Here is a 15,666-nt window from a genome sequence, read left to right as displayed (position 1 = left end):
GAGAAGGTAGCAGCGCGGCAGCGCCGGAACGATGCGCAAGCTGTGGTTTATTGATATCGTGGTGATATGGAACTTCGCCACTTGCGTCATTTCCTCGCAGTTGCCGACGAGCTGCACATGGGCCGCGCCGCCGAGCGGCTGGGCATGGCCCAGCCGCCGCTCAGCCAGTCCATCGCGCGGCTGGAAAAGGACCTGGGCGTGCGCCTGTTCGAGCGCGGCCATCGGCGCCTGACGCTCACCCGGGCCGGCGCGGCATTCCTCGACGAGGCGCGCGCGGCCGTGGCGCACGCCGATTCGGCGCGGCTACTGGCCAGGTCGGCCGATGCCGGCACGGCCGGCGTGATCCGCATCGGCTTCGTGTCGGCCGCGCTGTACGAAAGACTGCCGCGCCTGGTGGCGCGGCTGCGGCGGTCGTATCCGGAAATCCAGCCGCGGCTCGTCGAGTTGTCCACCAACGAACAACTCGAGGCCCTGGCGCGCGGCGCCATCGACATTGGCTTCGCCCACCCGCCCCTGGGCGCCGACGGCGCGTTCGCGGTGGCGGAATTCCCGGCGGAGCCGCTGTTGGCGGTATTGCCGGATGATGGCGGCCAGGGCGCCGTGACGCTGGCCGACATCGCCGCGCTGGGGCTGGTGCTGTTTCCGGCGGCGCAGGGGCCGGTGCTGCATGCCCGCATCATGGATGCGTTTGCGCGGGCCGGTGTCGAGGCCCGCGTCGTCCAGGAAGCCGCGCGCGCACTGACCATGCTGGCGCTGGTGTCGGCGGGCCTCGGCGCCGCGCTGCTGCCGGCTTCGATCCGGCGTGTCGCATACCAGGGCGTGCGTTATGCGGAGCTGGCTGGCGCGGACCTGCCCGCGCTGCCGCTGGCCATGGTGGCGCGGCGCAAGACCCAGCCGGCGGTGGTGCGACGCGCATGGGAGTTGTTCGCCACCATGGATTGAAGCGGGGCTATCCTGCCGGGGCAGGGACGAATTACGATATCAACTATCCTGGGGCGTTGGTTCCGCGATCCGGACCGTAGCAAGCTCGAGGCGGTGCCCTGTTCCGCGGAGCAACTCCTAATGGAGGCGCGCATGCCGACTCTTCCCTATGCGATTCTCGAAGCCCCTTCAACGCTCGGCTTGGCGACCGATGGGGTGGAGCGCTTGCCCGGTCAGCTCTTGGGACTCGGTCTTGCGGAGCGCCTGCATGCGCGTCGAGCCGGGCGGCTGGTGGCGCCTCCAAAGGACCCCGCGCGCGATCCCGCGACCGGCATCCTGAATGCCGGGGCGATCGCGGCATGGTCGCCCAGGCTTGCCGACGCGGTGGAAGCGGTACTTGACGCGGGCGAATTCCCGGTAGTGCTCGGCGGCGATTGCACGATCGTCCTGGGTTCGATGCTCGCATTCCGACGGCGCGGCCGCTACGGTCTGTTCTTCATCGACGGCAACGCCGATTTCTTCCAGCCCGAGGCAGAGCCCAATGGCGAGGGCGCCTCGATGGACCTCGCCCTGGTCACCGGCTACGGCCCGGCGCAACTGACCGACATTGAAGGTCGCGGTCCGCTGGTTCGTCCCGAAGACGCTGTCGCGTTTGCGTATCGCGATCATGAAGACCAGAAGGAGTACGGAAGCCAGCCGCTCCCCAAAGCGCTCAAGGCCATCGACCTGCCCGCCGTGCGGGCAATGGGCGTCGAGGCCGCCGCGCGGGCAGCGGTCGACCACCTGACGCGACAGGAACTGGATGGCTTCTTCATCCATCTCGACGCCGATTGTCTCGACGACGCCATCATGCCGGCGGTCGATTTCCGTGTGCCCGGCGGCCTTTCGTGGGACGAACTAGGGGCCGCGCTCCGGGTTGCGCTGGCGAGCGGCAAGGCGGTGGGCATCGAGATCACGATCTACAATCCGCGCCTTGACGAGGGCAGCCGCGCCGGGCGCGGCCTGACGGGCGTGCTGGCCGTGGCGCTTGGGACAGCAACGCCCTGAACAGGGCGCGGACGGCGGCCAGCAGGGGCTACCTGCCGGTCAGCCCGGATGCGGCCGTTCCCATACCGGGAAGCGCGCGTTGCCGGTCGAACCCATGGCCGCCAACATCGTCATGTGATCAAAACCCGGCAGTTCGACGAGGGCGCGGACCGCATTCTCCGCGCCGACGGCGCTTTGGGGGAAGACGCAGTCGGGCACGCCGCTTGCGTCCTGGTGCAGCTGCCACCAGCAATCGTCGCCGAACGGCCCGCTGTCGTTGGTTTCGATCACCACGGCATGGAGTTCGGCCAGCGCTGCCTGGGCACGGTCGCCCTCGGGCCGCGCGGCGACGATGCGGCCGTCTTCGAGCCACACCTGCCAGCGCCACCGGTTGTGGATGGCGGTCATGCGGCGGCGCAACCAGTCGAGTAGTCGATATGCCATTGCACGATGCGGAGAATCTGACGTATTTTGAAATACCGAACATTATGCGCCCGGCGGGCAGCGCCCCGGCGCATGCAATCGATACGTCCATGCAGAGAGTCACGGGTTCTCCCCCCGCATCGGGCGCCGTACCAGTCGAAGGTTCGCAGGCGCCGCCGGTGCCGCAGCCCGGGCGCGTTGCCCTGTTCCTGGACCTGGACGGCACCCTGGCCGAGATCCGGCCCGATCCAGGCCTGGTGGCGATCCCGCGTGCCACGCTGGATATCCTGGCACGGCTGGACCAGGCGCTGGATGGCGCGCTGGCCATCTTGTCCGGCCGTCCCGGCGTCGACCTGGACCGTCTGCTGCAACCCCTGGCGCTGCCCTATGCGGCCGGCCATGGAGCGGAATGGCGCGGACGCGACGGGCGCGTCATGCGGACGCCGTCGCCTGCGGGCTTGCCGGCCGTGCAGGCGGCGCTGCAGGCGCAGGTGGAGCAGTGGCCCGGCGTCTGGATCGAACCCAAGGGTCACGGCATGGCAGTGCATTTCCGCGCCGCGCCGGAGTACGGCGGGCGCGTCGAAGCGGCCGTGCGCGAGGCCGCCGGCCGGCATCCGCTCGATCTCGACGTGCAGCCCGGCAAGATGGTGTTCGAGTTGCGGCCGCGCGGCGTCGACAAGGGCCAGGCCTTGCGCCGGTTCATGCAGGACGCGCCCTACGCGGGACGCACGCCGGTGGCGGTGGGTGACGACCTGACCGACGAAGCGGCCTTCATCGCGGCGCGCCAGGCGGGCGGCTTCGGCATCAAGATCGGCGCGGGTCCCAGCGCGGCCCCCTGGCGCCTGGATGATCCGCGCGCGCTCGCGCGCTGGCTCGAACGCCTGGGATCGCCAGCCGGGGCAGATGCGCCAGGGACTACCAAGGAGCTGCCATGAGCCGATTGATCGTAGTATCGAACCGCGTGGCCCTGCCCGGCGGGGCCAAGTCCCCGGGCGGGCTGGCAGTGGGCGTGCACGACGCGCTGCGCGATTCGGGCGGCATCTGGCTGGGCTGGAACGGCGAGACCACGGCGGACGCCGACGCAGGCCAGGCATTGTCCACCGTCACGCATGACCACATTACCTACGCCACTTTCCCGCTGGCGGCGCGCGACTACGATCGCTATTACCGCGGGTTCTCCAACGCGGTGCTGTGGCCGGTGTTCCACTACCGGGCCGACCTGAGCCGTTACCGGCGCGCCGACTACGACGGCTACCTGCAGGTCAACCGCGCCTTCGTGCGCCGCCTTGCCCCGCTGCTGCGCCCCGATGATGTCATCTGGGTGCACGATTACCACCTGCTGGCATTGGGCGGGTTCTGCCGCGAGCAGGGCATACGCAATCGCATCGGCTTCTTCCTGCACATTCCCTTCCCGACCGCCGAGGTGTTCAAGGCCATCCCGCCCCACCATGCATTGGCGCAGGCCATGTGCGCATACGATGTGGTCGGTTTCCAGACCGCCTCCGACGCGCGGGCGTTCGGCGATTACTGCGTCCAATACCTGGGCGCGGAGCGCGAGGCATCCGGCGTGCACGTCGCGGACCGCCGGGTGCGGATCGGCACTTACCCGATCGGCATCGACGTGGACGGCGTGGCCGCCATGGCCCGCGCGAAGCGCTCGCGCCAGGTCGCCGCGCTGAAGTCCGGGTTGGAGCACCGCAAGCTGGTCATCAGCGTGGACCGGCTGGACTACAGCAAGGGGCTGCTGGAGCGCTTCGCCGCTTTCGAGCAGTTGCTGGAAAGCGCGCCCGCCCATCGCGGTCGGGTGTCGTTCGTGCAGCTCGCGCCGCCGTCGCGTTCCGACGTGCAGGGCTACCGCGAGATCCGCCGCGAGCTGGACCGCGCCGCCGGCCGCATCAACGGCAAATGGGGTGAGCTGGGCTGGGCGCCGCTGCGCTACATCAACCGCGCCTACGAGCGCGCCACCCTGATGCCCTTGCTGCGCGCCGCGCAGGTGGGCCTGGTCACGCCCCTGCGCGACGGCATGAACCTGGTGGCGAAGGAATACATCGCGGCGCAGCCGCCCGACGATCCAGGCGTGCTGGTGCTGTCGCAGTTCGCCGGCGCGGCCTGCGAAATGGAAGAGGGCGCGCTGATCGTCAACCCCTACGATACGGAAGGCATGGCGGATTCCCTCGACCGCGCGCTGCACATGCCGCTGGCCGAGCGCATCGCCCGCTACGAACGCCTGATGCAGGGCCTGCGCCTGCACGACCTGGCCGCGTGGAAGGACCGCTTCCTGGCTGACCTGCGCGGCAGCGCGAAACCTGCCGTCACCACCAAGTTGCCCACGCTGCCGGCATAGCCTTGCTCAGGCCCGGGCGAGTTGCGGCAACACGCGCGTTGCAAAGGCCTCCAGCGCCTGGCGCTGGTTGGTGCCCACGTTGTGGATGAACACGTAGTCGGCGCCCAGTTCGAAATCCTGCGCCAGCCAGGCCGCATGACGATCCAGGTCCGTGGAGATGCGCACCGCCTGGTCCAGGTCCTCCGGGCGGACCGCGGCGGCGCGGGCGTCGAAGTCGGCCGGCGTGGGCAGGTCGGCGGCGGTGGCGCTGTCGAACAGGTTGGTGCGCCACTGCTGGAAGGCCATGGCGCGTGCGGCCTCGTCGCCCTGGCGCGGGTCCGCATAGGCGATCTTCGCCTGCACATACACCGGCCTGGCGGCGCCGGCCGCCTCGCGGAATGACTCGATGATGGCGCGCATCCGCCCGGCCGGGCCGGATACCATGATGAGCCCGTCGGCCCAGGCGCCGGCCCAGCGCGCGGTCTCCGGCGTAAGGGCGGCCGCGAATACCGGCGGCGGCTGCGGCGGCAGCGTGTACAGGCGCGCGCGGTCGACGCATATGGCGCCATCGTGGCTGACCTCTTCGCCGCGCCACAAGGCGCGCATCACGGCCACCGATTCATGCAGCATGCGGTGGCGCGCCGGCTTGGGCGGCCAGGGCCGGCCGGTAATGTGCTCGTTGAGGGCTTCGCCGCTGCCGGCCGCCAGCCAGAAGCGACCGGGAAACATGGCGGCCAGCGTGGCGCAGGCCTGGGCGACCACGGCCGGATGGTAGCGGCCGTATGGGCAGGTCACTACGCCAGCCGGCAGGGCAGTGGCGGCCAGCGCCGCACCCAGCCAGCACCATGCATGGCCGGCCTGGCCCTGGCGCGCGCTCCATGGATGGAAGTGGTCCGAGCAGCTCAGCGCGGCATAGCCGGCCGCCTCCGCGGCGCAGGCATATTCCAGCAGCGCGGCGGGGTGGAACTGCTCGTGCGAGGCATGGAAGCCGATGCGTCCCATGGTAGGACTCCTGCGCGCCGTGCGTCAGTCGGCCGGGTAGGCGGTGGTGGTCATCAAGGCCAGTTCGGCCTGCCGCGAATCAAGCCGCGTGTGCTGCACGACGATCGGCTGGTCGGACTGGATGACGCTGGCGAAGTCCGTGTCCGCGGGCACGGGCTGCGGCGTGCTCAGGTCGTTGAAGCGCAGGTGCAGCGTGCGGCGCGCCGGCACTGTCACGCGGTATGGCCCCACGGGTTCGCGGTCGGCGAAGTAGAGCGTGATCTCGACCTGCGCGTCGCGGTCGCCGGCATTGAGCATGCAGGCCGTCTCGTGGCTAGACAGTTGCCGCGAGCTGCCCGTGCTGGCGGGCGGGATGTAGCCTTCCGCGATGACCCACAGGCGTCTTCCGATGTCTTTCATGATGGTTCCTCGTTTCGATCAGCCGCCATCGCGCTGCCGCCGCCGCAGCCAGCGGTAGCCGTGGCCGTGCAGGGACAGGCGATGGGGGCGCTGGTCCTGGCGCTCGTACGGGCCGTCGCACAGGATGTCGACCATGCACTCGATCGGCACGTCCGGCAAGGTAATGTGTACCGCTTCGGGCGCCAGGTTGGCCAGCGTGATGATCGTCTCGTCGCGCGCCGGGCCCAGGTGCTCGATCGCCAGCACCGACGGGCAGCCGGTGTCCAGCACGCGGAACCGCCCGCTGCCCATGGCGCGCAGGCCCAGGCGGGCCCTGGCCATCTTGCCGATGCGCGCCAGCAGCGAGTTCTCGTCCAGGGACTGGCGGTACACATTGACCTCCTGGTAGCGGTATGGGCCGGCGTCGATCAGGGGCACTTGCAGGGCCGCGGGGGCGGCGCTGGAGAAGCCCGCGTTGATCTCGTCCGACCACTGCATCACCGTGCGCACGGCGTGCCGTTCCGACAGGGAAAGGTCGTCGCCCATGCCGATCTCGTCGCCGTAGCGCACGATCGGCACCCCCGGCAGGGACATGACGAGGGCATGCGTCAATGCGATCCAGCTCGTATCGCCGTCCAGCATGGGGGGCAGCCGGCGCCGGATGCCGCGGTTGTAAATGCGCATGTTTTCGTCGGGCGCGAAGCGCCGCAGCACTTCTTCGCGCTCCTGGTCCGTCAGGCGTTCCAGGTCCAGTTCGTCATGGTTGCGCACCCATACGGTGTACTGGCCGTTGCCCGGCGCGCGTGGCTGGGCGCGCAGGGCGCGCTGCAGCGGCTCCGCCGCGCCGCGCGCCAATGCCAGGTAGAGATAGTTGTTGAGCCAGAAGCTGGACACCAGGGTCAGGCGATGGCCCTGGCCGAAGTAAGGCGGGTACTGGTCGGGCGGCACGTCCACCTCGCCGAACAGCACGGCATCGGGGCGGCGCGCCTGCACGTACGCACGCATGTCGCTCAACAGCCAATAGCCTTCGTCGCGCGGGTCGGCGGCCTTGGCGCGCTCGATCATGTGCGCGGCCGCGTCCACCCTGAAGCCGGCCACGCCCAGCCGCAGCCAGAACGACATGATGCGGTAGATCTCCTCGCGCACTTCCGGGTTGGCCAGGTTCAGGTCGGGCTCGTGCCGGTAGAAGACGTGCCGGTAGTACTGGCCGGCGGTCTCGTCCCAGGTCCAGACGCTGTCCTCCACGGTGGGGAAGATCGGCTTGACTTCGGTGGGCTCGGGTTCGTCCGCCCATACATAGTAGTCGCGATAGCGCGAGTACCGGTCGCGCCGCGCCGCCTGGAACCAGGGGTGCTGGTCCGAGGTGTGCTGCGCGACCAGGTCCACCATGATGCGGATGCCCAGGTCGTCGGCGGCTTCCAGCAGGGCGACCATGTCGGCCAGCGTCCCCAGGCGCGGATCGACCGTCATATGGTCGGCGACATCGTAGCCGCCGTCGCGAAACGGCGAGGCATAGAAGGGCGTCAGCCACAGGCAGGTGAAGCCCATGCCGCGCAGGTACGGCAAGCGCCGGGCGACGCCCGCCAGGTCGCCCATGCCGTCGCCGTCGCTGTCCTGGAAATGCGTGACGTCGGCCTGGTAGATGAGCGCGTTGCGGAACCAGTCTTGCATGATCAGCTCCCTGCCGGGGCCAGCAGCAGCCCCTGTTCTTCATGGATCACGCCGTCGAAGTCCTGTCCCAGGCGGCCTGGCTGAGTGGCCAGTTCGATGCGCCAGGCGCCGGTCAGCTGGATCGCCTGCGGCCGGTCGGCGAAATTGATGCACACGACGCGCTCGTCCCGGCCTTCGCGCCGCCGGTACGCCAGCACTTCGGCGGGCGAGGGCAGCTCTTCCCAGCTGCCCAGGCGCAGCGCCTCGCTGGCCCGGCGGGCCCGTAGCAGTTGCCGATACCACTGCAGCATCGATTCGGGATCGGCTTGCTGGGCCTGCACCGACAGCGCCGCCGGGTCAGGCGGGAACGGCAGCCACGGGGGCGCGCCATTCCAGCCGTGAGGCGCGTCGCGCAGCCAGGGCAGCGGCGCGCGGCAGCCGTCGCGCCCGCCCGGGTCGACCTGCCGGCCGGGCGCGATGGGCGCGTCTTCCAGGCCCAGTTCCTCGCCCTGGAATATGAACGGCGTGCCGCGCAGCGTCAGCAGCAGCAGGGCGGCGGCGCGGGCGCGCCGCATCGAGCCGCCGTAGCGGGTGCGATGGCGCGGGTTGTCGTGGTTGGACAGTACCCAGGTGGGCCAGGCGTCGGCCGGCTGCATCAAGCTGTTCACCTCGCGGATGCAAGTGCGGAACACGACCGGGTCCCAGGGCGCGTCGAGCGGCGGGAAGTTGAACGACATGTGCAGTTCGTCGCCGGCGCCGTAGTACTGCACCACGCTGGCGGTCGAGCGGATGTTCACTTCCCCGACCAGCACGCGGTCGCCCGGATAGCTGTCCACCACGCGGCGGACGCCGCGCAGCACTTCATGGCTGTAAGGGTTGTCGTTGAAGCTCGCCAGGGGTTCGCCGGCCAGGCAGCGCGGGTGGTCGGCGAAGCTGGGATCCTTGCCGGTGCAGTGGGCCACGTCGATGCGGAAGCCGTCGACGCCGCGTTCCAGCCAGAAGCGCAGCACCCCGTGCATGGCTCGAACGACGTCGGGGTTACGCCAGTTCAGATCGGGCTGCTGGGGCAGGAACAGGTGCAGATAGTACTGCCGGGTAGCCTCGTCCCAGGTCCAGGCGCTGCCCGCGCCCAGTGCCGCGCGCCAGTCGTTCGGTTCGTCGCGCCAGATATACCAGTCGCGCCGGGGATTCTCGCGCGAGGCGCGCGACTCGATGAACCAGGGATGCTGGTCGGAGGTGTGATTCGGCACGAAATCGAACAGAATGCGCAGGTCCCGCTCGTGCGCTTCGCGAATCAGCCGGTCGGCGTCCTCCAGCGTGCCGAACAGGGGGGCGATGCCGCAGTAGTCGCTGATGTCGTAGCCCGCATCGGCCATCGGCGAGCTGAAGATGGGCGAGACCCATATGGCATCCGCGCCGAGGTCGCGGATGTAGTCCAGGCGCTCGCAGATGCCGCGCAGGTCGCCCACGCCATCGCCGTTGGTGTCGGCGAATGAACGGGGATAGACCTGGTACACCGTGGCGTTCTTCCACCAGGAGGCTGACGGGGCGGTGACGGGGGACGCGAGGACAGTCATGTGGGCAGGGCAGGGCGGCCGGCAGGGGAACGCCCCGCCGCTGCAAGCGCCGTGCCCGCGTCATGCGGCGCCGCACCGCCGCGACGCAGTGCAAGTTCTACCTGGCGGCGCATTTTTTCCTCGCGGGCTCCCGGCGGCACGCCCGGCGCGGATGCGGCCGGGCCGCCTTAGCCGGGTATGGCGGTTGCGGGCGCGGCCTGCTCCGTGGCCACACATCCGGGAGTACAACGATGGCTATGCGATACCTGGCACCGCTGGGCTGGAACCGGCCCGGCAATCCGTTGATGGAACTGCACTACGAAATGGACCGCCTGTTCGACAATGTGTTCGGCGCGGGCGACTGGCCGGCCGGGGCCGGCGCGGACGCCATGCCGCGGCTGGAAATGTGCGAAGAAGGCGACGAGCTGTGCGTGTCGGCCGAACTGCCGGGCGTCCAGGCCGCCGACGTGGACGTGCGCCTGGCGGGCGACATACTCACGATCAGCGGCGAGAAGCGCACCGGCAATGGGCCCCGCAAGGATAGCGACGTGCATGTATCGGAACGCACCTACGGCCGGTTCCAGCGGCGCATTGGCCTGCCCTTCACGCCCGATCCGCAACGTACCAGGGCAAACCTGCAGGATGGCGTACTGACGGTGCGGCTGGCCCGCCAGACCGGCACGCCGGCCAGCCACCAGATACAGGTCAGCGCGGGCGGCGCCCAAGCCGGGACCGCGATCGGCCAGGGCGCTGCGCCGGCGCCGCTGGAAGAGCCGGCGGCGCAGGGGCGCGTACCCGGCCCGTAGCGCCGGCGCGGATATCCCGTCCGCCACGCCGCCCGATCCCGTTGCGTCGTCCGACGATTCTGGCTACCGTTGAGGGCGCCGGGTACCGGGGCCTCGCCGTCCGCGCCGCGGCGGGGAGACCATCATGAATACAAGAACAGAAGGCCGCCGCGTGGCGGCCTGGCTGGCATGCCTGGCGTTCGCCGCGAGCGCGGCCAGCCATGCCAACGACGCCGAGGGCGTGAAGATCGGCGTGCTCACCGACATGGCCGGCGTGACCTCCGACGCCACTGGCAAAGGCTCGATCGAGGCCGCGCGCATGGCCATCGAGGAGATGGGCGGCCAGGTGCTGGGCAAGCCCGTCACGCTGGTGTCGGGCGACCACCAGCACAAGCCCGATATCGGCGCCAGCATGGCGCGCCAGTGGTACGACGCCGACGGTGTCGACGTGATCGTCGACGTACCCAATTCCTCGGTGGCGCTGGCCGTGCAGGCGATCGCGCGCGAGAAAAAGAAGCTGGTGATATTTTCCAGCCCCGGCACCACGGCGCTGACCCAGGCCCAGTGCTCGCCCTACGGCGTGCAATGGACCTACACCACTTATGCGCTGTCGCGCGGCACGGCCGACGCGGTGGTGCGCGAAGGGAACCGGCGCTGGTTCATCCTGGCTTCCGATTACGCATTCGGCAAGCAGCTGGCCGCCGACACGGCGACGGTCGTCAAGGCCAACGGCGGCGAGGTGGCGGGCACCGTGTTCCATCCGTTGAATGCCTCGGATTTTGCTTCGTTCCTTCTGCAGGCGCAGGCCTCGGGGGCGCAGATCGTGGCGGTGGCCAACGCCGGCGGCGACACGATCATGGCGATCAAGCAGGCGGCGGAGTTCGGCCTGGGCCAGGGCGGACAGAAGCTGGCGGCCATGCTGCTGCTCTTGACGGACGTACACAGCCTGGGCCTGGCCGCCGCGCAATCCACCTACCTGACCGTGCCGTCCTACTGGGACATGAACGAGGGCACGCGCGCGTTCAGCAAGGCGTTCGCCGAACGAGTGGGGCATCCGCCCACCTTCCTGCAGGCGGGCGTCTATGGCTCGGTGCGGCATTATCTGAAAGCCGTGCAGGCGGCCGGCACGACCGACAGCAAGGCGGTCATGGACAAGATGAAGGAACTGCCCATCGACGACCCCTTCAGCCTGAATGCGCGCATTCGCGCCGATGGCCTGGTGGTGCGCGACATGCTGCTGGCGCAGGTCAAGGCGCCGGACCAGTCCCTGCGGCCGTGGGACTACTACACGGTGGTGCGCACCATACCCGGCCAGGCGCTGGCCTGGCCGCTGGCGGAAAGCCAATGCCCGCAGGCCCGGCCATGACGCTGCCCGTGGAGCTGGCCGATTTCGGCAGTTTCTTCGCTGGCGGCCGGCCGGTGCGCATCGCGGGCGAGCCGGCCCGCACCGTCGCGTTCACCCGCACGGCATCGCTGCCCTACGACCCCAACGGCCACTACCATTTCGAGCAGGCGTATGTGCAGTACTTCATCCCGGCGCGGCGCCGCCAGCCCCTACCGCTGGTGCTGCTGCATGGCGGCGGCATGAGCGGGGCGATGTGGGAAACCACGCCGGACGGGCGGCCGGGCTGGCTGCAGCATTTCCTGGCGCTGGGCCATGCCGTATACGTGGTCGACAACGTGGAGCGCGGGCGGGCCGGCTGGGCGCCGTTCGCGAGCGTCTGGTCCGAGCAGCCCATCATTCGCAACGCGGAAGAGAGCTGGACCTTGTTCCGCTTCGGCGCGGCCGATGCCTTCGCCGCACGGCGCGGCTTCGACGGCCAGCGCTTTCCGATCCAGGCCTTCGACACTTTCATCCAGCATGCCGTGCCCCGTTGGCTGGGCAACAATGACGCCGCCCTGCGCGGCTTGTGCGCGGTGCTGGACCGGGTCGGGCCATGCCTGCTGGTGGCGCACAGCCATGGCGGCGAGGTGGCGTTTCGCGCCCTGCAGCAGCGGCATGCCCTGGTGCGCGGCCTGATCGCCATCGAGCCGTCCGGCTTCACTGAATCGGTCGAGACGCCTGCCGTGGCCGGCAAGCCGGTCCTGTTCGTCTATGGCGATTATCTGGACGCCACGCCCTTGTGGACGCGCCTGGCGGCGGCCGGCCGCGACTACGCCGGCCTCCTGGCGCGCCACGGCGCCGCGGTAGAGTCGTGGCGGCTGGCCGAAATGGGCGTGGCGGGCAATTCCCACATGCTGATGATGGACGACAACAACGACGCCATTGCCCGGCGGATCTCGGATTGGGTGCTGGAACAGGGAGCCGTCGGCTAGCGCCGCGCCCCGTTCAGTCCAGCGGCACCAGGAACGAGCTGTCCAGCTCGTCCAGCCGCGTGATTCCCAGCATGCCCATGTTGCGCGCGATTTCGTCGCGCATGAGTTGCAGGGCATGATGCACGCCGGCCTGGCCGGCCACCGACGCGGCATAGTTGAACGGCCGTCCGACGAAGACGGCGCGGGCGCCCAGCGCCATGGCCTTCATGGCGTCAGTGCCGCGCCGCACGCCGCTGTCGAGCATTACCGTCATGTTGCCGGCCTGTTCCAGGATCTCGGGCAGGACGCGCAGCGGCGCGACCGCGCCGTCGAGCTGGCGGCCGCCGTGGTTGGACACGATGATGCCGTCCATGCCCAGCTCGCGCGCGCGCCGCGCGTCGCCTGAACCGAGGATGCCCTTGACCACCATGGGCCCTTGCCAGCGGCGGCGGATCTGCGCCACGTGGGTCCAGTTCAGGTGTCCGCGGTCGGAGAAGTCGCGCAGCACGCGCTTGGACAGGATGGGCGCCCCGCGCGTGGCGTAATTGTTCTCGAAGTGAGGCATGCCGTGGCGCGCCAGCGTGCGCATGAACGTGCCGAGCAGCCAGCGCGGATGCGTGACGCCCTGGTAGGCCAGCGCCAGGCTTGGCTTGAGCGGGGTGCTGAAGCCGGTGCGCACATTGTTCTCGCGGTTGGCCTGCACCGGGGTGTCCACGGTCAGCACCAGCGTCTCCACGCCGGCCGCCGCGACCCGGTCGATCAGCGCGCCGATTTGCGAGTCGTTGCCCGGCAGGTAGGCCTGGAACCAGGTGCCGGGCGCGGCGTCCATGACTTCTTCGAGCCGGATGAGCGACGAGCCGCTCATGATGCAGGGCACGTTGGCGGCCCGCGCGGCGCGCGCCAGCACGATATCGCCGCGATAGGCGGTCAGCGCGGCGATGCCCATGGGCGCGATGCCCACCGGCGAGGCGTAGCGCCGGCCGAACAATTCGATGTCCTGCCGGCGCGCCGACACGTCGACCAGCACGCGGGTGCGGAAGCCATAGCGGCCGAAGGCGTCGCGGTTGTCCTGCTCGGAGTGGCGGTCTTCCACCGAGCCGGCCACATAGCCGAAGATCGGCCGCGGTAGGCGGCGGCGCGCCGCCGTCTCGAAATCGTGCAGCGACAGGAAGCGCCGCAGGTGCCGCGGCGGCACATAGGCCGAGGCGGGCGGCGCGTCCAGCGGGTTGAGCGTGGCAGGCGTGGACATGAGGTTTTCCGTAGGCAGGCCCGGGCGCCGGGCGGATGGCGGGACTATATCGGCCGGGACGATTAGAATAAAGCGACTTTATTTGTCGGAATTTGTTCGCTTTTTTTCAACAATGACGCTCAAGCAGCTCGAAGCCTTCTACTGGGCGGCCACCTGCCGGAACTTCGCGGTGGCGGCCAGCCGGCTCAATATCTCGGTATCGTCGCTGTCCAAGCGCATTGGCGAGCTGGAGGCGGCGATCGGCGCCGCGCTGTTCAACCGCGACAGCCGCAGCGCCGTCCTGACGCCACTGGGAGACCGGCTGCTGACCCATGCCCGCGATGTCCTGCACAGCGCCGAACATTTCATGCGCCGCGCCAACGATGCGCGCGCCCTGTCGGGGCGCTGCCGTTTTGGCGTGGGCGAGCTCACCTCGCTGACCTGGATGCCGCGCTTGATCGCGCTGATCCAGGGCGCGCACCCCAACCTGGTAGTGGAGCCCCATGCCAGCATGGGGCAAGTCCTGGAGACCCGGCTGGAAAACGGCGAACTGGATTTCGCCATCATTGCCGGGCCGTCGACGCGCACCGCGATCGCTTCGCACGGCCTGGGGCAGGTGCAGTTCGTCTGGGTGGCGGCGCCGGCGCTGTACGGCGATGCCGCGCCGCGCCACGCGCAGCAGGTGGCGGAACGCACGCTCATCACCTTGCCCAACAGCGCCGGCACGGTGCGCATACTGGACGAATGGCTGACCGAGCACCAGGTGTCGGTGGGGCGGCGCATGACTTGCGAGAACCTGGGCGCGGTGGCCGGCATGCTGAAGGAAGGGCTGGGCGTCGGTTTCCTGCCGCGGGCCTGGGCCGCCGCGCTGATCCAGCGAGGCCACCTGGCGGCGCTGCCGGAGCTGCCGCCGTTGCGGCCGCTCGCATACACCTTTCAATGGCGGCGCGACGATACGCGCCCCATGGTGCGCCAACTGCGCGAGCTGGCCGCGCAGGCTGCCGATTTCGACCGCCCGCCCTGCCTGCTGTAGCGCGGCTTCACCACAAGGGATGCGGAGCGGCGAAGTCCACTTCCGCCATGACGCGCTCGCGCATTGCGGCCACCAGCGGACGGATGTCGTCGCGGCGGCACTGGAACGAGTAATGCAGCCGCCGTAGCGGCGGGTCGCTCTCGATGGCCCGGATCGCGTGCTTGTCGTACAGCGTGCGCAGCCATCCCTCGGGGAAGAACCCCACCCCCACTCCGGCCGCCACCATGCCGGCGATGGCGCCCATGTTGTTGCAGGTCAGCTGGCGCGACACGCTGAGATTGTTCTCTTGCAGCCAGGCTTCGAAGATGCGGGTGGAGCCCGCGCCGGGCGGCATGGTGATGACCGTCATGTCCTGCAGGCTGGCGGGCGTGAGCACCCGCAGCCCGTCGAGCTGCGCCGAGGCGCCGGCCCAGGTGTAGCGGACTTCGGCAATGGTGTGCGAGGCGATGGAGGGGCGCGACGACCATCCCGCCACGACCGCGAAATCGAGTTCGCCGGCCTCGACCCGGCGTTCGAGGTTCTGGCCGACATCCACGTGCGGCTCCAGCCGCAGCTGGGGATAGTCGGCCCGGCAGCGGGCCACGAACTTGGGCAGCCAGCTCATCGCCGCGAGTTCGCCCATGCCGAAGCGGCATACGCCCTGCAGGCCGTCATCGGTGCCCACCGCGGCGCGCGCCCGGTTGGCGGCGCTGAGGATCTCGCGCGCCAGCGGCAGCAGGGCTTCGCCTTCGCGGGTCAGCACCGAACGGTGGCCACTGCGGTCGAACAATGTCTTGCCCAGGTCGGCCTCGAGCTCGGTGATGCGCTTGGACAGCGACGACTGGGACAGGTGGATGTGCGCGGCGGCGGCCGCGAAGCTCGATGACAGGGCCGCCGCGTAGAACGCCTCGAGTTGCTTGAAAGTCATGTCCCTATCTCGTGGGTCTGGCACCCGTATGCATTTTTCATGAAGAAAAGCGATGAAAGTCGAGGGAAATTTATCACTTTCTTCTCATGTTCGTTGTTGCTAGAGTGCCTGGATCGATAACGACAAGAGCGCTTCCCCG

The 15,666-nt window shown here is 69.5% G+C and carries 15 protein-coding genes; 8 read left to right on the top strand and 7 right to left on the bottom strand.

The window, feature by feature from the left end:
- Window positions 1-81: 81 nt before the first annotated feature.
- The gene (locus tag ACKTT0_RS07130) at window positions 82-942 is read left to right on the top strand and encodes a LysR substrate-binding domain-containing protein (RefSeq protein WP_407849258.1); all 861 of its coding nucleotides are present in this window, start codon (window positions 82-84) and stop codon (window positions 940-942) included.
- A gap of 132 nt (window positions 943-1,074) precedes the next feature.
- Entirely contained in the window at window positions 1,075-1,968 is an 894-nt protein-coding gene (locus ACKTT0_RS07125; protein ID WP_407849257.1) for an arginase family protein, read from the top strand.
- Window positions 1,969-2,007: 39 nt separating this feature from the next.
- On the opposite strand, the gene ACKTT0_RS07120 is transcribed toward ACKTT0_RS07125, so the two are convergent.
- The gene (locus ACKTT0_RS07120; RefSeq protein ID WP_407849256.1) at window positions 2,008-2,391 is read right to left on the bottom strand and encodes a hypothetical protein; all 384 of its coding nucleotides are present in this window, start codon (window positions 2,389-2,391) and stop codon (window positions 2,008-2,010) included.
- A gap of 89 nt (window positions 2,392-2,480) precedes the next feature.
- Between ACKTT0_RS07120 and otsB the strand changes: the two genes are divergently transcribed.
- Window positions 2,481-3,305 (top strand): trehalose-phosphatase, encoded by an 825-nt coding sequence (otsB, locus tag ACKTT0_RS07115; RefSeq protein WP_407849255.1) that lies wholly within the window; start codon window positions 2,481-2,483, stop codon window positions 3,303-3,305.
- A complete protein-coding gene (gene otsA / locus ACKTT0_RS07110) occupies window positions 3,302-4,714 on the top strand; it encodes an alpha,alpha-trehalose-phosphate synthase (UDP-forming) (protein ID WP_407849254.1) in 1,413 nt (470 codons plus the stop codon). Before otsB ends, otsA begins: the two co-directional genes overlap by 4 nt.
- A gap of 6 nt (window positions 4,715-4,720) precedes the next feature.
- On the opposite strand, the gene ACKTT0_RS07105 is transcribed toward otsA, so the two are convergent.
- The 4 genes from ACKTT0_RS07105 to ACKTT0_RS07090 are packed head-to-tail and all read right to left on the bottom strand — an operon-like array spanning window position 4,721 to window position 9,300.
- On the bottom strand, window positions 4,721-5,695 hold the full coding sequence (locus ACKTT0_RS07105) for a TIGR03885 family FMN-dependent LLM class oxidoreductase (RefSeq protein WP_407849253.1): 975 nt from the start codon (window positions 5,693-5,695) through the stop codon (window positions 4,721-4,723).
- A gap of 24 nt (window positions 5,696-5,719) precedes the next feature.
- Complete coding sequence (locus ACKTT0_RS07100; protein ID WP_407849252.1) at window positions 5,720-6,094, bottom strand: sensory rhodopsin transducer; 375 nt, start codon at window positions 6,092-6,094, stop codon at window positions 5,720-5,722.
- Between the two features lie 18 nt (window positions 6,095-6,112).
- A complete protein-coding gene (locus ACKTT0_RS07095) occupies window positions 6,113-7,744 on the bottom strand; it encodes an alpha-amylase family protein (RefSeq protein ID WP_407849251.1) in 1,632 nt (543 codons plus the stop codon).
- A gap of 2 nt (window positions 7,745-7,746) precedes the next feature.
- Window positions 7,747-9,300 carry an alpha-amylase family glycosyl hydrolase gene (locus ACKTT0_RS07090; protein ID WP_407849250.1) on the bottom strand — a complete coding sequence of 518 codons (1,554 nt, stop codon included), beginning with the start codon at window positions 9,298-9,300 and terminating at the stop codon, window positions 7,747-7,749.
- 230 nt (window positions 9,301-9,530) lie between these two features.
- On the opposite strand from ACKTT0_RS07090, the gene ACKTT0_RS07085 reads away from it, so the two are divergent.
- From ACKTT0_RS07085 to ACKTT0_RS07075, 3 genes are all read left to right on the top strand, one after another.
- Window positions 9,531-10,085 (top strand): Hsp20/alpha crystallin family protein, encoded by a 555-nt coding sequence (locus tag ACKTT0_RS07085; RefSeq protein ID WP_407849249.1) that lies wholly within the window; start codon window positions 9,531-9,533, stop codon window positions 10,083-10,085.
- Between the two features lie 124 nt (window positions 10,086-10,209).
- Entirely contained in the window at window positions 10,210-11,430 is a 1,221-nt protein-coding gene (locus ACKTT0_RS07080; RefSeq protein ID WP_407849248.1) for an ABC transporter substrate-binding protein, read from the top strand.
- Window positions 11,409-12,380, top strand: coding sequence for an alpha/beta hydrolase (locus ACKTT0_RS07075; protein ID WP_407849247.1), 972 nt, complete (start codon window positions 11,409-11,411; stop codon window positions 12,378-12,380). Before ACKTT0_RS07080 ends, ACKTT0_RS07075 begins: the two co-directional genes overlap by 22 nt.
- Window positions 12,381-12,393: 13 nt before the next feature.
- Here the strand turns inward: ACKTT0_RS07075 and ACKTT0_RS07070 are convergent, their stop codons facing one another.
- The gene (locus ACKTT0_RS07070) at window positions 12,394-13,608 is read right to left on the bottom strand and encodes an alpha-hydroxy acid oxidase (protein ID WP_407849246.1); all 1,215 of its coding nucleotides are present in this window, start codon (window positions 13,606-13,608) and stop codon (window positions 12,394-12,396) included.
- Between the two features lie 112 nt (window positions 13,609-13,720).
- Between ACKTT0_RS07070 and ACKTT0_RS07065 the strand changes: the two genes are divergently transcribed.
- Entirely contained in the window at window positions 13,721-14,620 is a 900-nt protein-coding gene (locus ACKTT0_RS07065; protein WP_407849245.1) for a LysR family transcriptional regulator, read from the top strand.
- A gap of 7 nt (window positions 14,621-14,627) precedes the next feature.
- On the opposite strand, the gene ACKTT0_RS07060 is transcribed toward ACKTT0_RS07065, so the two are convergent.
- Complete coding sequence (locus ACKTT0_RS07060; protein ID WP_407849244.1) at window positions 14,628-15,527, bottom strand: LysR family transcriptional regulator; 900 nt, start codon at window positions 15,525-15,527, stop codon at window positions 14,628-14,630.
- Window positions 15,528-15,666 lie beyond the last annotated feature (139 nt).

Source organism: Bordetella saccharivorans, from assembly GCF_045862855.1.
GTDB classification, from domain to species: domain Bacteria; phylum Pseudomonadota; class Gammaproteobacteria; order Burkholderiales; family Burkholderiaceae_B; genus Bordetella_A; species Bordetella_A petrii_F.
Note: the sequence above shows the minus strand (reverse complement) of the source record. Positions and strands in the feature narration are given on the sequence as shown.

Excerpts from the sequence above, each read along its gene's own strand:
- ACKTT0_RS07125 (WP_407849257.1), top strand. The coding sequence starts at position 1,075 with ATGCCGACTCTTCCCTATGCGATTCTCGAAGCCCCTTCAACGCTCGGC.
- ACKTT0_RS07120 (WP_407849256.1), bottom strand. The coding sequence starts at position 2,391 with ATGGCATATCGACTACTCGACTGGTTGCGCCGCCGCATGACCGCCATC.
- otsB (WP_407849255.1), top strand. The coding sequence starts at position 2,481 with ATGCAGAGAGTCACGGGTTCTCCCCCCGCATCGGGCGCCGTACCAGTC.
- otsA (WP_407849254.1), top strand. The coding sequence starts at position 3,302 with ATGAGCCGATTGATCGTAGTATCGAACCGCGTGGCCCTGCCCGGCGGG.
- ACKTT0_RS07105 (WP_407849253.1), bottom strand. The coding sequence starts at position 5,695 with ATGGGACGCATCGGCTTCCATGCCTCGCACGAGCAGTTCCACCCCGCC.
- ACKTT0_RS07100 (WP_407849252.1), bottom strand. The coding sequence starts at position 6,094 with ATGAAAGACATCGGAAGACGCCTGTGGGTCATCGCGGAAGGCTACATC.
- ACKTT0_RS07095 (WP_407849251.1), bottom strand. The coding sequence starts at position 7,744 with ATGCAAGACTGGTTCCGCAACGCGCTCATCTACCAGGCCGACGTCACG.
- ACKTT0_RS07090 (WP_407849250.1), bottom strand. The coding sequence starts at position 9,300 with ATGACTGTCCTCGCGTCCCCCGTCACCGCCCCGTCAGCCTCCTGGTGG.
- ACKTT0_RS07085 (WP_407849249.1), top strand. The coding sequence starts at position 9,531 with ATGGCTATGCGATACCTGGCACCGCTGGGCTGGAACCGGCCCGGCAAT.
- ACKTT0_RS07080 (WP_407849248.1), top strand. The coding sequence starts at position 10,210 with ATGAATACAAGAACAGAAGGCCGCCGCGTGGCGGCCTGGCTGGCATGC.
- ACKTT0_RS07075 (WP_407849247.1), top strand. The coding sequence starts at position 11,409 with ATGCCCGCAGGCCCGGCCATGACGCTGCCCGTGGAGCTGGCCGATTTC.
- ACKTT0_RS07070 (WP_407849246.1), bottom strand. The coding sequence starts at position 13,608 with ATGTCCACGCCTGCCACGCTCAACCCGCTGGACGCGCCGCCCGCCTCG.
- ACKTT0_RS07065 (WP_407849245.1), top strand. The coding sequence starts at position 13,721 with ATGACGCTCAAGCAGCTCGAAGCCTTCTACTGGGCGGCCACCTGCCGG.
- ACKTT0_RS07060 (WP_407849244.1), bottom strand. The coding sequence starts at position 15,527 with ATGACTTTCAAGCAACTCGAGGCGTTCTACGCGGCGGCCCTGTCATCG.